Origin of the sequence: Colwellia sp. MB3u-55 (assembly GCF_014076785.1) — a bacterium.
Classification (GTDB): Bacteria; Pseudomonadota; Gammaproteobacteria; order Enterobacterales; family Alteromonadaceae; genus Colwellia_A.
The window spans coordinates 259,582-274,374 of the sequence record NZ_JACGUS010000116.1 but is presented as its reverse complement, the minus strand read 5'-3'; the positions used below and the strand labels follow the sequence as shown (position 1 = coordinate 274,374).

Annotated in this window: 14 protein-coding genes; all 14 read right to left on the bottom strand. The window is 37.0% G+C overall.

The features are described 5' to 3' along the window. Positions 1-5: 5 nt before the first annotated feature. The 14 genes from H4J66_RS13205 to H4J66_RS13140 all read right to left on the bottom strand — a co-directional run bounded on the left by H4J66_RS13205 (position 6) and on the right by H4J66_RS13140 (position 14,792). Positions 6-4,019, bottom strand: a complete 4,014-nt coding sequence (locus tag H4J66_RS13205; protein ID WP_182175465.1) for a LamG domain-containing protein — start codon at positions 4,017-4,019, stop codon at positions 6-8. Between the two features lie 189 nt (positions 4,020-4,208). Beyond that, the gene (locus H4J66_RS13200; RefSeq protein WP_182175463.1) at positions 4,209-4,376 is read right to left on the bottom strand and encodes a PEP-CTERM sorting domain-containing protein; all 168 of its coding nucleotides are present in this window, start codon (positions 4,374-4,376) and stop codon (positions 4,209-4,211) included. 431 nt (positions 4,377-4,807) lie between these two features. Continuing rightward, positions 4,808-5,320 (bottom strand): hypothetical protein, encoded by a 513-nt coding sequence (locus H4J66_RS13195; RefSeq protein ID WP_182175461.1) that lies wholly within the window; start codon positions 5,318-5,320, stop codon positions 4,808-4,810. Next, positions 5,310-6,110: a PilW family protein gene (locus H4J66_RS13190; protein ID WP_182175459.1), complete on the bottom strand. Its 801-nt coding sequence runs from the start codon at positions 6,108-6,110 to the stop codon at positions 5,310-5,312. The genes H4J66_RS13195 and H4J66_RS13190 overlap by 11 nt, the downstream gene beginning before the upstream one ends. Continuing rightward, entirely contained in the window at positions 6,110-6,673 is a 564-nt protein-coding gene (locus H4J66_RS13185; protein ID WP_310650659.1) for a prepilin-type N-terminal cleavage/methylation domain-containing protein, read from the bottom strand. Before H4J66_RS13185 ends, H4J66_RS13190 begins: the two co-directional genes overlap by 1 nt. Next, entirely contained in the window at positions 6,663-7,154 is a 492-nt protein-coding gene (locus tag H4J66_RS13180) for a type II secretion system protein (protein ID WP_182175455.1), read from the bottom strand. Before H4J66_RS13180 ends, H4J66_RS13185 begins: the two co-directional genes overlap by 11 nt. Positions 7,155-7,390: 236 nt before the next feature. Next, positions 7,391-7,702 carry a prepilin-type N-terminal cleavage/methylation domain-containing protein gene (locus H4J66_RS20645; RefSeq protein WP_182175454.1) on the bottom strand — a complete coding sequence of 104 codons (312 nt, stop codon included), beginning with the start codon at positions 7,700-7,702 and terminating at the stop codon, positions 7,391-7,393. Between the two features lie 83 nt (positions 7,703-7,785). Beyond that, the gene (locus tag H4J66_RS20640; protein ID WP_182175452.1) at positions 7,786-8,289 is read right to left on the bottom strand and encodes a Tfp pilus assembly protein FimT/FimU; all 504 of its coding nucleotides are present in this window, start codon (positions 8,287-8,289) and stop codon (positions 7,786-7,788) included. Between the two features lie 52 nt (positions 8,290-8,341). Further along, positions 8,342-8,941: a prepilin-type N-terminal cleavage/methylation domain-containing protein gene (locus tag H4J66_RS13165; protein ID WP_310650658.1), complete on the bottom strand. Its 600-nt coding sequence runs from the start codon at positions 8,939-8,941 to the stop codon at positions 8,342-8,344. A gap of 150 nt (positions 8,942-9,091) precedes the next feature. Beyond that, the gene (locus H4J66_RS13160) at positions 9,092-9,625 is read right to left on the bottom strand and encodes a hypothetical protein (RefSeq protein WP_182175450.1); all 534 of its coding nucleotides are present in this window, start codon (positions 9,623-9,625) and stop codon (positions 9,092-9,094) included. A gap of 139 nt (positions 9,626-9,764) precedes the next feature. Further along, positions 9,765-11,000, bottom strand: a complete 1,236-nt coding sequence (locus H4J66_RS13155) for a type II secretion system F family protein (RefSeq protein ID WP_182175448.1) — start codon at positions 10,998-11,000, stop codon at positions 9,765-9,767. Between the two features lie 14 nt (positions 11,001-11,014). Beyond that, on the bottom strand, positions 11,015-12,730 hold the full coding sequence (locus tag H4J66_RS13150) for a GspE/PulE family protein (protein WP_182175446.1): 1,716 nt from the start codon (positions 12,728-12,730) through the stop codon (positions 11,015-11,017). Between the two features lie 2 nt (positions 12,731-12,732). Next, positions 12,733-13,887, bottom strand: coding sequence for a lipopolysaccharide assembly protein LapB (locus H4J66_RS13145; protein WP_182175444.1), 1,155 nt, complete (start codon positions 13,885-13,887; stop codon positions 12,733-12,735). Continuing rightward, entirely contained in the window at positions 13,884-14,792 is a 909-nt protein-coding gene (locus H4J66_RS13140; protein WP_182175442.1) for an ExeA family protein, read from the bottom strand. The genes H4J66_RS13145 and H4J66_RS13140 overlap by 4 nt, the downstream gene beginning before the upstream one ends. Between the last annotated feature and the right edge of the window lies 1 nt (position 14,793).

The window sequence follows — 14,793 nt, the reverse complement described above, 5'->3', positions numbered from 1 at the left end:
AATCACTAATTACCAATTTCTCGCCATGAAATAATTCGGTCATTACCCCGATACACACCGAATGTGGCTGTTGCATTTGCATTTTCATCATGCAAATTACTCACGTTACCTGACCAGTTATATTTCAACCATGTTGGAGTAGTGTACTTAATATCAATAGCCCCTTGTTTATCACCGCTAAGCAGGTAAATATTTTGAAATTGACCGCCAGTAAAACTGCCCACATTGCCACTAATTAAAAGATCACTAATGATTATGTCATTTGTGGGGTTAGTAAAAGACCAATGAGAACCAACATTTGTGATTACTGAAGAATCATCATCCGAATTACGTTGAAAATTACCAGAGGTATTAAGAAATTCAACTTCAAAAGACTGAATTAATGCTGATGTTTCAGGGCCAAAACTGTTTGCGAGTACTAAGCGGCCAAAACGTTGAAAGCCTCCTGTTGGTTGTATAATTAACGGAAGAGTTGTATTAACATTTATACCCACACTATCAGAATCAATAATGCTATTAATGAGTATATCGTAGCTCACCGTAAACTCAGATACTTCTGAATTACTATCTTTAGTATAGGTAAATGTATCCGAAGGAGAGAAGCTATAATGCATTACGCCATTTGACAATTTGATCAAATCACCCGTTGATGTTGTAGCTTCTACAACCATTTTAGTCGCATTATCAATACCATTAACTACAGTATCTGCTAATGGGAATGTTCTGGTAATATTAGCCGCTATTAATTTTTGAAATGATGTTTCCGTATAATTTTGTGTTTTAACCCCTGAAGCATTTTGTGCTGTAATGGTTAATAAAGGAACATTAAAATAACCAAATGGCTGACCAATATACGTAAAATCTGTAGCGCCAGCGTTTTCAAATGAGTTGTCAGTAACAGTTACATCAAAGTAACTTGGGTAAAAACGACCAACATCAAGAAAGCTCAAAGCATTTATGGTACTTCCCAGATAATTATTATCTTTTATATTAACACTGATGATACCAACTTCATCGTAACTGGCGAGGAACTCTTTCTCTGTAGTATTTATGGTTTGCCAGTTTTCATCCGTTGAATTTGAAGCATTGATTACAGTTACATCATTAGTTAAATCAACACCAACAGTTAAATCACCCAAAACAGAAGTGCCTGATGAAGGTAAAATGTGCCTAACATCTAAGGCTACGGCGCTCGATGATTGAGGTATGTAGTTAGGTGTTTCGGTGTTGTCACTGCATTGCCCACTATAATTAAATTTAAAACCTTCTGCTGCAACCTGTTTTGGATTACCGTCAGGCGTCACATTATTTAAAAGTACGTCATCTAATTTATACGCCGTTAAAACAATTTTTGATGGAATGAAATCTTTACTAATAGTAGCACTAGACACTCCCGATGAAACCTTCTCACTGAGCGTAAATGTCAAGGTGCCAGCATCAGCGTACTCGACAGGTAGCGTCGCTTCACCCGCTGCATCAAAGATAATACTGCGTGTTTGACTCTGTCCTGATGTAGCCATGTTGGCATTGCTAATTAAGGGTAGTTTTGTTCCAAAAGTGGGATTAGAATAACTAAAACTAACATCTAAATCTTGGCTACCAGTAAAAGCAGGTGCACAGCTAACGCCTGAATCACTTAACTTAACCGCTTTAATTTCAAAATTAACACTCTCACAAGACGAAACATCAGATCCTGAGTTCACATCGAGTAAAAAACCTGCATTAGCAAAGCTTATGCCACAACTTGTATTACTACCATTATTGCAGGTATAAGTCTGATCTGAACTTAGCGTAATGGTTTCTTCAACTAAGTGATTAAAGCTAGTGCTTGTTTCACCTATAACAGTAACAGTTTGCTTTAGCTCGCCACCAGCAAATATTTGCACCTCGGTTGGCGTATCAATTGTTGCAGTACAAGCTTCATCGGCACATGCTTTTAGGGTTAAAATTTCGCTAAGACACGTTAACCCTTGAGCATCATGATTTATTTCGAAATGATGAATGGTGTCACAGGGGGGAGTGTCAGCATAAATAGCATTGACTTGAGTTTGCGTAAGAACATGACTAAATAAGTGTATTTCATCTATTGAACCATGTGCTGAACCGCCAAGCTCGGACTCAGTTGTGCTGTTATTATCACCAAAGTACAATGTATCTAGGCTTAAATTTAACCCTTGTGTTAGTGTGTTTCCCAAATAAGGGGTAACAGTATTACTTACCCCATTAACATAAATCTTAATATCATCACTCTTTGCATTCCAAGTAACAACAATATGTACCCAAGTATTGGCAGCAATTGAAGATTGATCTGTGTATCGTTCTATCCTATTTCCATCAGGATCTGAAGCTTCAAACTCTAAGTAACCTCCAGGCCAAATATACATCAAAAACTGAGCGTCAGAGCTTGCTGATGCGTCAAATAATACCTTTGCAGAAGAAGGTCCATCCCATTCGTCATTACTTCGATACCAAAAAGCTATACTACCTTGATCACCTAATGTATTGACATCAACACCCGTATCTATAGCATCACGTGTAGCCAGATTATTATTATCTGGTATGTCAACGGCTTGACATGAAATAGGATTAAGGAGCGTTGATGATATATTCCCTACAGGGCTCGCATGAAAATTACTACCAGAGCTATCTAATATTGAATTGCTACCGCTCCAAGTACTTTCTTCTAAATTATATTTTGCGATGGGTTCAAAATTACAACGTACCGCATCACGGCTTGTACCATCATAATTATTGTTAGCGAATTCATTGGTATATAAACTCGTTATTTCAGTGGATGAAAGTACTTGGTCATAAATCTTAAATTCATCGATTAGACCTTCAAAGCTTTGTGCTGGATTAAATGAACCTCCAAAACTATCTTGCTCCTGTCCTATAACTATCGCGTTTGACGAGGGTACCGATAATTGCCCGCTGCCAACCCCAGTATCACAATTTTGAAATTGATTATCTACGTACAAACAGACTTGGTCACTGGTACGTGTTACCAAAATATGGTGCCACATACTGTCAGTGATGGTTATGTTGCCTTCTAATATTGTACTTACATCCTGCACCTTTACATATACATCACTTTCGTTACTTAGGTATACCTCGAACTCATCATCATCTGTACTACTTCCTAATGCATGAAATATTGCTTGTTGGCTATAGCCATTAGCAACATTGACCCACACAGATAACGTTAAATCATTAAGGCCGTCAATAACACCGCTAGGTAATGTTAACCAATCCTCATAGCTTGGCGCTGAAAGATCAAGCGAATAATTTATTTGTGCTTCAACTGCTGATTCATATATGCCATTGATACCCGCATTATAGTTTCCGGTTTGATCTATAACTTCAGATCCTGAACCCGTATATATACATTCATCAAAACGATAATCAACAATGGGTATTGCAGGAACAACGTTATTTTCAGCTGTAACTGAAAGACTAAAATAATCTGTTCCAATCCAATTACTTTCATTATTAAATGTTTTTTCTTGTGAAACGATATAGATGGCAACTTGATTATTACTATCAATATAAGCAGTAATATTTGAAGTCACGCTTTGCTCTAATTCTTCCACCCAGTTTCTTGTTGATTGCGTAAGCAAGTCGAAAGAATTACTCTGAATATTCCAAATATAAATAAGTACACCATCTGTTTTACCTGCTTTACTATTTGACCCAAAACCATTCCAAAAAACATTCATTTCTGTAACTTCGTTAGCTGTTTCATCTAGTTCTACAAAGAAAAGCAAAGCAGGATATAGGTCTCTATCATAATTTATAAGGTCATGGTAGGTGTTATTATTTATTTCAATATAATCATAATTTGAAAAAGATAGTTGTGAGAATGCAGTACCATTATTTGAAGGTAATTGAGTGCTAGAAATCCCTTCATATGCAAAAATATCTACTCCCTGATTTCTTACAGAAAAATCATAGATTGTCGTTGTGGCTGCGCCAACAAAAAATGAAATAGACAGAAATAATAGTAATACGATGCGCTTCATAAATAGATAGAACCTGCTTTTAAACAAATATAAAAATGCCATTAAACTAAAATGGTATAATTAATCGTCAATCTGTTAAAAATATTACCAGTAATTATAGAACAAATGTAACGCTAAGTATCTAAACAAGCAATAAAAAATCCCGACAATGGCGAGGCTGTTTTGAATTTTTTTTACTTAACCTCAGCATTATTGAATAGGGCATTTTCTCATCGATAAAGCAATTAGTGCGATAGCAAAAATCATAAGGATAGATGGTTCAGGTAATTCAGCTGTAGGTCTGTCAGCAATATTACGTACGTAGAATGTTTCGTAATTCCAATAAATATTAGGTGTTATTGTCCAATTACTATTCACCCAGTCATTATTAAAATCTACGGTATTAAAGCGAATGTAATGTGTATTCCAATATTAGATGGCTTGAATAGTAAATTCGTTACCACTTCCATTAATACCCGTGAAACCTTGAAGAGTTAATTCTGTTTTCAAAATATTTAATTCATCTTCAGAAGCAAATATCTACCCTTTATGCAGTATTGGTTAGGTTAATTTAGCCTATTCGTGTACCTCTATGTTTACTGGAGAAGCCCAAGCCCAATAAAAACCTTTAAAATTAATGAAGAGTTGCAGTAAAACTTTCACTGTACAAACACTAATCAATTTATAAGCCAAAACCCAACGCATTGTTTTAACGTACATTATAAAAATAATTAACTATAAGTATTATGTTTTGTAAAGAATATTGACACATTATACAATACAGCATGAGTAATAATAGTATTTAAAGCTTATAAACTACGGGCTTCTATTACAATCGTTCGTGAAGTAACTATCCCACCAACATTACATTGCCCTGTGCTGGTAATCGTAAAATATACTACGCCATCATATTTTAAATCTTTACAGATTAAAGAGCTTATTTGACAATTAGCTAAGCCGTCATTATTACTTATACCACTAGGGGGATTTAACGTTTGCGGAGACACAAAACTGTTATTGTTTTCTGAAACCGTACTGCCATCACAATGGCGAGATGCACCGGTACCTAGAGGAAAAATTTCTCGCCCCCCCCACTGAACCCCGATTTGTGCTGTCGCGTAAGCGCGAGTACCCATCACTTCATAGGCAACAGATTCTGCACTAGTGTTTAACATACGAACAAGTGCCAAACCTAAGACTGTTATCACGATAATAATAAATACTGCAATAACTAAAGCACTACCTTGTTGATTTTTTCTAACTTTACAATGAGTTATAGTTTTTGTTAGCAATAGTTGCTGACCAACATGATTAAGGAACATTAGGCACCTGTACTTCATTATTAAAATGAATCGTTTCATTGTTACGAGAAAATTCGAAACCTAACTCAATAGTACCATTTCGTTGACGTGAACCTGTCCCAGCTTTAAAAGTAGCAGTAATTAAATCTTCAGCCATTAACACACCCGTACTTTGACCACTAATACTACCATCAGAATTATGACCATCTATATCGTAACGTACTAATTCATTGTTATTCTCATGGCAGTACATCACCGCTTTTTTGCTAATAAAAAGTCGTTGAGTAGTAGAGTCTTCAGTAAAGCTAATATCATTAAAAAACGTTAATGTATGAGGAGAACCGCTGCCATTGAAATTCCCTGACTTTAATGGAAACACTTTACTATTAATCGTTTGATAAACATCATCACTATTTAATGGATAAACCACCACAGAATAATTATCATCCTCTTCAGCGGTGAATGAAGTATCAGTAGGTACTAGTGTAACAACATTAGCATCCGGCTCAGGTGTAACCGGTATATCAATATAGACAAAGCTTTGTGCTATAGGGGTAAACTCTAAACAACCATTAAATAAAATTCTTGCGCTGTTGGGTACAGCGCCTCTTAACTCTCGATTTATACGCTCGATTGCAAATCGCGCTGACGACAATATTTGATTTCGGTCTGTCGCTTCAATAAAAATCTGTGCCCCAAACTTTAAAAAGCTACTTAACCCTATTGATAAAACACCTAAAATAACAATGACAGTTACCAATTCTATTAGCGTAAAACCAGCTTGCTTTTTCTGCATAGAAATATTGGCCATTAGAAGTTCACTTTATAAACAGAGAATACAAAATCAAAATTTTGTGGAGTACGTACAGTGACAGTAATTAATTTAGCGGTTGAATTATCTCCTGTGCCATTGCCGTCGTAATTGGCATCATTAATCACCTTAACGTCCATTGAAAAACCAACATATAGAGTAGAAATATCTTCACCTAACGAGTTCTCTAAAGTATCACCAAAATTAATAGCATCATAATCGTCAACATCGTCATAACCAGCTCTGGTTTCGCCGCTATCAGCGCCAATGGCAGAACAACTAATCCCAGACTCACCACAACGGATAAAACCTCCTGACATATCAGAATTTTCGTCAAAAGCTCGACCAATGATTTCATTAATCATCGATTGACCTAATTCAGCTGCTCTGATTTGGTGAACTTGCTCGGCACTTTGATTTGCTAGCGGATAAAGTAATGTGGTTAATATAGAAAAAGAAATAGATAACACAACGATACCAACAATGAGCTCAACCAAAGTGAAGCCTGCATGTTTTGTAATAACACTATTTTGCTTAGTTGGCTTCCTTATATTAATTCGCACTGATATAGCCCTCTGCATTAATAGTAATAATTAAAGTCTGCTCGCCACCTTCTATACTTATGGTCCTGGCTTGATCTGGCCGTCCCATTTGATCAAAAGAAAAACTATAACCACCATTTTGATCATCAAAGCTTAACGACTGTTCACTAATTTTTACTATAGTACTACTTGGCTCTGTATTCGATAAGAAACTTGGCGGACTGCAATTGCTATCTGGGATGCCTAGTTTTTTTTCGGTCACATAAACTAATAAACATTGGATAGCTGAAGTATCTTGCATGGCCCTTAATTGAATCGCACGCAATTTAGCTACAGTTTCAGCTTGGTAGCCAATTTCTTCGTAACCACCCGAAGTAAATATTTTAGGAATAACGGTTACGGAGAGGATGCCTATTATCATGATCACAATAACCAACTCAATTAAAGTAAAACCTGAATACTGAGAAAACTTCCCATTTTTTAACAAAAAATCACTCTTCATAAATCAAACCCTACTTTATAAGCCTAATGTGTAATAAGTTAAATGCACTCATTTATTTTAATGCCAGGAATACTAAATTTTGCTGAGACTTCATTATGTACAACAACACACGCACTATTAGGATCGGGAGCACCATCAAGATAACCATCAATTAGATATATAATTAAGCCCCTCTACCTGGATGCCAAAAATAAGATTAAAGCTTTCATCAACATCAATTAACGCGTTCCAATAAACTAGGGTATTGGGTGAGTAAAGTTGCCTGGTACAGTAAGGTATCTGTAGCTAAGTGCTGTTGAGGACCCTGATGATAACGTGATAGATGGTATTGGTGTATCTGTTTTTGTATTACTTTGATTGACTGCAATTAAAGTAATACTATGAACTAAATAAGAAGTACCTTGAACAGAAATTTTTACACCTTCTAGGCTTACGGTTCGAGCCCCCACACTTAAATCAATAAACTTTGGTGCAACCGTAGCAGCAAGAATACCTAAAATCACGATAACAACAACTAATTCAATGAGGGTGAAACCTTTGGTTCTCATTACTCTTTACCAGATTTTAAATATAAAATAAAAAAGGAGAGCCAAGCTCCCCTTTAAAAAATTAAAATCTAATCAAGAACACCCTAACAATCAGTTACATCAATTTCTGCACTCGCAGGGGTGACAATAACCGGACTGCCTGAACCAGAGGCGTCTGCATAAGTTACTTTACATTTTGTTGGATCGGCCGCATCATCATGACTATATACACCCGCAGCGTAAGTGATATCAGAGCCGTTACTTAACTCAACTAATTTATCAATGCCCAAGCCTTTTCCTGTTGTACCATCAGGTGTTCCTGTTCCTGCTCCTGCTACAGTAGGGTAGCCATAAATTAGAGCATAATACTGACCATTAATAACAACTTGTCCTGTAGCCCCAGTTTGACTTGAAACAATAGCTTTAGCATGAGCCAGATTCATCGCTGAATTAATGGTACCTTGCACCCCTTGAATTACTGATTTTTTGGCATCACCAGTCAGATCAATAAACTTAGGGGCTGCCGTTGCTGCTAAAACACCTAAAATAACAATAACGATAACTAATTCAATTAACGTAAAACCGGCTTGCCTTTGTAATTTTTTCATAATTTACCTTTTAATTTAATTTTAAATTTTTATTTATTTATTTATCTAACAATTAGTTTATTACTGCAATATTAATCTCTACACGACTAGTCGCAGGATAATAGGTAAAATTGTTGCCTATATTTGCCACACCTGGGTCAACAAACCCACCCGTTGTTGCATCTTTATTCAATGTTTCTTTTAAATAATAAATACAATGTGAGTCAGCGACATCACCTGTTTCAGCAACAATATAATTTGTAGTACTGTCTAATTCAGCAAATATTTTTAGTTTTGGAGGTTGTTGAAAAATATTATCCCAAATTTCTTTACAGTTAGCTGCGTCGAAGTCACCACCTAATGTTGCCCCATCGGTTAAACCCGTTACATAACCGGGACGCACACCTGCTGCTTCAGTGGTTAATATTAGACTTACACCATCATAAACTGTGGTGTTATTTGTGCCTGTAGTCGAACGTCCTTCAGCTTCCCACTGAGCTCTAGCTAGAGAAATACCCGTTGCAAAACCACCTGCCATACCTTCGATATTGGCTTGTTTAGCTTGATCAGTTAAATCAAGAAATTTAGGAATGGCCGTTACCGCTAAGAAGCCTAAAATAACTACAACAATGACTAATTCAATGAGTGTAAAACCTGCTTGTTTCTTCATCATAACCTCTTTTATCGTTTTGCTAACGCTTTAACTAGTGTTCCAAATTGATTCTAACAACGATTTACTAATAAAGTCACTTACTTAGTGTACTTTTACAGCATTATTAGCCTATAGAGAAAAAATTCAATACTTTTTATTAATATATCTTTATTAATGTATCTTTATTTCAGTGACCTTACCGTTACTTGGATGATATTCAAAATACTCACCCGAAGGTAAGCTATATTGGCAAAGATATTTTTGTTGCTGCCCCACTTGATTAGTTTTTATATTAACTATTACTGCAGAAATAGGCTGCTTTATATAAATCATAGGTGTTGCTAACACTTGTTGCCATATTTCCTGACACTCGTTTTCATGACTTAGGTTATTTACAGTTGATATGTCAACCCAACCGAATTCGTTTACTGCAATACGATTATTTTCGCGATCGCCATTGACTGCTGTTGCTTCTTTGATCTGGACCCAGCGGGGCTTATTATCCATAAACCATTGCGCATGAATGCCTATAACTCGTGCGGAAAACGTATTGGCAACAGAGTCAAAACCTACACGGAATAAATACTGCTCTTGTTTAAAAAAATAATAGAGGAATGTCGCCATAAGTAAACTAATCATAGCAAGTATGATCAGATTTTCAGCTAACGACTTACCTTTTTTAGCGCTTACTTGTTGTAATGTCATATTATAACTAATTTAGTCCATAAATATTATTATGCTATAGATACCTCAACAATTAAATCAACAAACTAAATTGATCTACGTTTCAAGTTATGGGCTCGTTACATGGAGAATAATCAAACGTAACGATTAAAGACAAACACTATGTACCTTTAAGGGCCGACATCATGTCCCACATTGGAGTAAATATACCCAATGCAAGCACCAATACCATCGCAGCAACAATAGCAATCATTATCGGCTCAATACGGGCCGTTAACGTACTCAGTTCGTAATCAACCTCGCGTTCATAGTAGTCACCAACTTCTTCTAGAAGCTCGTCTACTCGACCGGTTTCTTCACCAACAGCCACCATTTGCAAAACGAGAGGAGTAAATAACTTACTGACACTGGCTGAACGCAATAAACTGTCTCCACTTTCAATGCCACCGCGCATAGCTAAAATTTTATCTCGCATATAAGTGTTATCTACGGCGTCTGCAACTAAGGTTAATCCTGTTGTTAAAGGAACACCTGCTTTAAGTACAATTGCAAATGTGTGGGAAAATCGTGACAGAATCGACCGTTCAATCACCCCTCCAACAACTGGTATTTTTGTTTTTAATCGGTCCCATAAATACATACCACGCTCAGTTTTTAAATAATGTTGAAGGCCAAAGAAGCCAAATACACTTCCGACAAGTAAATGAGGCCAATAGTTTAAAAAGAAATTCGAACTGGCAATTAGCATTTTTGTTGTCACGGGTAAGTCAGCGCCTAATTTTGCAAACATATTTGCAAATGTAGGAACAACAAAAATATTCAAAATAACCATGGCAATCACAATCGCGCCAAGAACAAAGCTTGGATAGCGTAAGGCGGTTTTTATTCGCTTACGGGTATCTTGCTCTCGTTCAAGATAATTTGCCAGCTTTAAGAACGAACCGTCTAGCTGTCCGGTATTCTCGCCAACATGGACCAACGAAACAAACAGAGGTGAGAAAAGCTTTGGGAATTGACTTAAAGCGGTTGAAAGGGTGTAACCTCCTTCTAATTGACTACCAATATCAGTTAAAGCAACTTTTAGCTTATCAGAGGTACTTGATTCTGCCATACCGTTGATCGCGCGTAATATTGGAACGCCCGAACGAACAAGTGCATACATTTGTCGACAAAAAACAATGAGTTCATCCAATGATATAACAGAAAAGCCAAGTAAATCACCAATATCTATATTTGCTATATCCGTTGAACCGCTATCTTTTGACTTATTAATAGCAACGGGAATAATACCTTGACGTGACAATTGCTCTGCAACTGTATTAGCGTTTTTTGCCTCTATTTTCCCTTTAACTTGTGAGCCGCTAGCATTTCTACCTACGTAACTAAATATAGCCATAATTAAGTCTACTCTTAACCCTGAACGTCAATACTATCAACTAAACGAAGTACTTCTTCTACGCTAATAATACCCTGTTTTGCATAATTAAATGCCGCTTGTGCTAGTGGTGTGAAAGTAGGATTAGCTTTTGCTAATTCAGTGAATGCTTCAGCATCATCACGTTTTAAAGCTGCCATCATCGCATCATTCATTTCCAATAATTCAAAAACGCCAATACGTCCTCGATAACCAGTGTATTGACATGACTGACAGCCGCAACCTTTTTTGTAACTGGCTGTTGTGGCTTGGTCACCAGCAAGGTGAGTAAGCCACATCATTTCTTGACTGTCTGGCGAATAGTCTTCAAGACAGTATTCACAGATCTTGCGTACTAAACGTTGTGCAATCACCGCACGTAATGAACTACCAACAAGAAAACCCGCCGCGCCCATATCAATCAATCGTAAGGCACTGGTAATGGCATCATTAGTATGCAGTGTAGATAACACTAAGTGACCGGTTAAAGCGCCACGTAAACCAATTTCGACCGTTTCTTGATCACGCATTTCGCCAACCATAATAATATCTGGATCTTGGCGAAGCGCAGTACGTAGCACTGTTGAAAAATTTAAATTGATTTTTGGTGCTACTTGTACCTGATTTATCCGAGGTAAACGATATTCTACTGGGTCTTCTACGGTAATAATTTTTTTACTTGCTTGGTTAAGTTCGGTTAACACACCATACAAAGTTGTTGTTTTGCCGCTCCCTGTTGGCCCTGTAACTAGCACCATACCATGTGGCCGAGTAATTTGATGACGAACACGGGCTACTAAGTTGGCAGGCATTCCAATTTTATCGAGAGACAACAAACCTGCAGACTGATCAAGTAATCGCATAACGACCGACTCACCATACTGTACTGGCATAGTAGACATACGGACATCGATATTATGGCCTTTAATTTGAAGATTAAAACGGCCATCTTGTGGTAAGCGTTTTTCTGAAATATCTAAGCCAGCCATTAGCTTCAATCGTAAAACCATGGCTGAGGCAATTTTATTTTCTTTTAAAATATTTTCTTGTAATACACCGTCTATTCGTTGGCGAATGCGCAATAGATTTTCATCTGGCTCAATATGGATATCAGAGGCACGCATCTGCACAGCATCTTCAAAGACCGATTGTAATAATTTACCAACAGTTGCATCACCACTATCATCTGAAAATGTTGATGATAAATCGAAATCAGTAGTTTGTTCATACTCTTCTTCTAACTGACTGGCGAATGATTCAATATCTGCTGTACGTCGATACAAGCCATCAAATGCTTGATAAAGCTGTGATTCCATGACCACTGCAAGGTTTATTTTTTTCGGTTCAAGCATTCTTTCAAGCTGGTCTAGACCACTTAAATCAGCAGGGTCGCTCATCCCTAGCAAAACACTTTCACCTTGGTCTTCAATAATTAACGCACGTAAACGACGTGCGTGAACCTCTGGTAATAATGAGGCAACTTCATTGGGAATACGACGATGGCTAATATCTAAGAAAGGCACATTAAGCTGTTGCGCTAAGAATTCTTGTAATTGGCGCTCACCGATATGGCCAAGTTCAATTAAGGTGTCACCTAGTTTTCGTCCAGTCGCTTTTTGACTATTCAGTGCCTGCATTAATTGTTCATTAGTAATGATATGCTCATGTACTAACAAATCACCTAGGCGCATTTTTAATTTAGGTGCTGCCATAATTATTCTCCCAATTCTATAATACGCTGACGGGCAAAATTCTCAGCACTTCCAGATAACCCTGTTTTAGTTAAGGCGTTTTGATACGCGGTAATTGCTTGCTTAAATTCACTGTTACTGTCCAAAGCGACACCTAAGCCCAACCACCAACGCCCTGAAGAAGGTTCAATATTAACTAAAATTTGGTAAGCTTGTGCAGAGAATGTAAATTCCTTAAGTTGCTGCGCTGTTGTTGCGCGTAAACTCTGATATTCAACGTTAATAACATCATTGACATTTGGCATATTATTTAAAGTGGCGAATGCTTGTTGTACTCTGTTTTGTTGTAAATAAATTCGAGCTTGCATCACACGAAATTCGCTATCATCAGGGGATAAGTTAATACCTTGAGAAAGTAAGTTTAACGCCGCAGCATAAGATTGACGCCCAAACCATAAAGCCGCTAAATGTTTTCTTGCTGTTTTATGTGTTGGCAGAACTAATAATACATCTTCGAACATAGTCTCTGCTTTAGAAATATCATTGTTGGCAAGCGCTTGCTCAGCACGTTTTAATTTTTGCTCTGCAAGTTGATAAGGCGTTAGTGCTTTTCGAGATATTGTTAATGTCGATTTTTTCGCTACTGGCGCTAAAGAGTCAATTAACGCTTGTTGAATATTTGAGTCATTCACTAAACCACTATTTTTTGTCTCTGGCGCATCAATATTACTGGGCGCTTTTTCGATTGTATTGTTCTTAGAAAGAGTTTCAGCTAAATTAGCTTGGTTTAAATAAACTTGAATTAGCTGTTCTCCTTTCAAATCATTATTCAAACTAGCCTGTTTAGATGCTACAACACTATTTTTGGTCATGTTTACTGGTTCAGTGCTGTTCGGTGGTTGTGCTAAATGTTCACTTATTACGACCTGATTTTGCTTGGCTTTTTTTCCAACTCGATTAATTTCTGAAGAATTAGACATTTTTAATGTTTGGTTTTCAACATACATTTGCCAAACAAAAATACCACAAATATTTAATAAAATAATGATCAGTAAACAGATAAAAACAGTTTTTTTATTTAAGGACGCTGAAGAAACAGGTACGGTAAAATCACTCGAACCTTGTTGTTCAGCTTTACGCTGATCTAAATCTTTTAACATCTGGTTAATTACGCTCAAGCGATCACTCCATAATTTTTTAAAACATAGACCATTAAGATGGCTGAAATGATCAGACCCGTAATACTTAAATAGCCTTTAACATTGCTCGCTTGAGTTGTTGCTTCGGTATCTTCTATCGCCACAGATAAATGCTTGTTCGTTATCTGATATTGACCTTGGCCATAACTTAACATCAACATTTTATGACATAGCACATTAACTAAACGTGGGATCCCTAAACTAACTTTCGCCACCTTCTTCGATATGGCGGCACTAAATAAAGAAGCACCTTTATAGCCAGCAACTTGCATACGATGTTGAATATAACGTTGAACTTCTGGCGCTGTCATCGCACGTAATTTATAAGAAAAAGTGATACGTTGCTTTAACTGCCTAAATCTTTTCGTCGATAAGCGCTCATCTAATTCTGGCTGTGCGAACAGCACAACTTGCAAAAGTTTACGTGTTTCAGTTTCCAAATTAGTAAATAAGCGTAAAGCCTCTAGGCTTTCTTCTGGTAAAGCTTGTGCTTCATCAAGTATAAGCACTACCGAATGACCGGCTAAATGAAGTTCTAATAATCGCTGTTGAATACGTTGAGTAAGCAATTGCACTGACATTCGCTGTGCTTGTTTGATACCTAATTCAACCGCCACCGCTCGTCGTAATTCATCAGGTTTTAAATAAGGGTTAGGAATATAAGCGGTTACAAAATGTTCGGGTATTTCGTTAAGCAGTTTACGGCAAAGTAGGGTTTTACCCGTACCAACTTCACCGATAACTTTTATAAAGCCTTCACCTGTTTTCAGTGCTGTTAGTAATACAGCTAACGCTTCGTTATGCGGCTCTAACCCTACATAAAATGCAGTATTTGGTGTTAATGTAAACGGAAGTTCCGTTAGACCAAAGTGGTAAAGGTACATA

Coding starts and splice junctions, on each gene's coding strand:
- H4J66_RS13205 (WP_182175465.1), bottom strand. CDS start 4,019: ATGAAGCGCATCGTATTACTATTATTTCTGTCTATTTCATTTTTTGTT.
- H4J66_RS13195 (WP_182175461.1), bottom strand. CDS start 5,320: ATGTTCCTTAATCATGTTGGTCAGCAACTATTGCTAACAAAAACTATA.
- H4J66_RS13190 (WP_182175459.1), bottom strand. CDS start 6,110: ATGGCCAATATTTCTATGCAGAAAAAGCAAGCTGGTTTTACGCTAATA.
- H4J66_RS13180 (WP_182175455.1), bottom strand. CDS start 7,154: ATGAAGAGTGATTTTTTGTTAAAAAATGGGAAGTTTTCTCAGTATTCA.
- H4J66_RS20645 (WP_182175454.1), bottom strand. CDS start 7,702: ATGAGAACCAAAGGTTTCACCCTCATTGAATTAGTTGTTGTTATCGTG.
- H4J66_RS20640 (WP_182175452.1), bottom strand. CDS start 8,289: ATGAAAAAATTACAAAGGCAAGCCGGTTTTACGTTAATTGAATTAGTT.
- H4J66_RS13165 (WP_310650658.1), bottom strand. CDS start 8,941: ATGATGAAGAAACAAGCAGGTTTTACACTCATTGAATTAGTCATTGTT.
- H4J66_RS13160 (WP_182175450.1), bottom strand. CDS start 9,625: ATGACATTACAACAAGTAAGCGCTAAAAAAGGTAAGTCGTTAGCTGAA.
- H4J66_RS13155 (WP_182175448.1), bottom strand. CDS start 11,000: ATGGCTATATTTAGTTACGTAGGTAGAAATGCTAGCGGCTCACAAGTT.
- H4J66_RS13150 (WP_182175446.1), bottom strand. CDS start 12,730: ATGGCAGCACCTAAATTAAAAATGCGCCTAGGTGATTTGTTAGTACAT.
- H4J66_RS13140 (WP_182175442.1), bottom strand. CDS start 14,792: ATGTACCTTTACCACTTTGGTCTAACGGAACTTCCGTTTACATTAACA.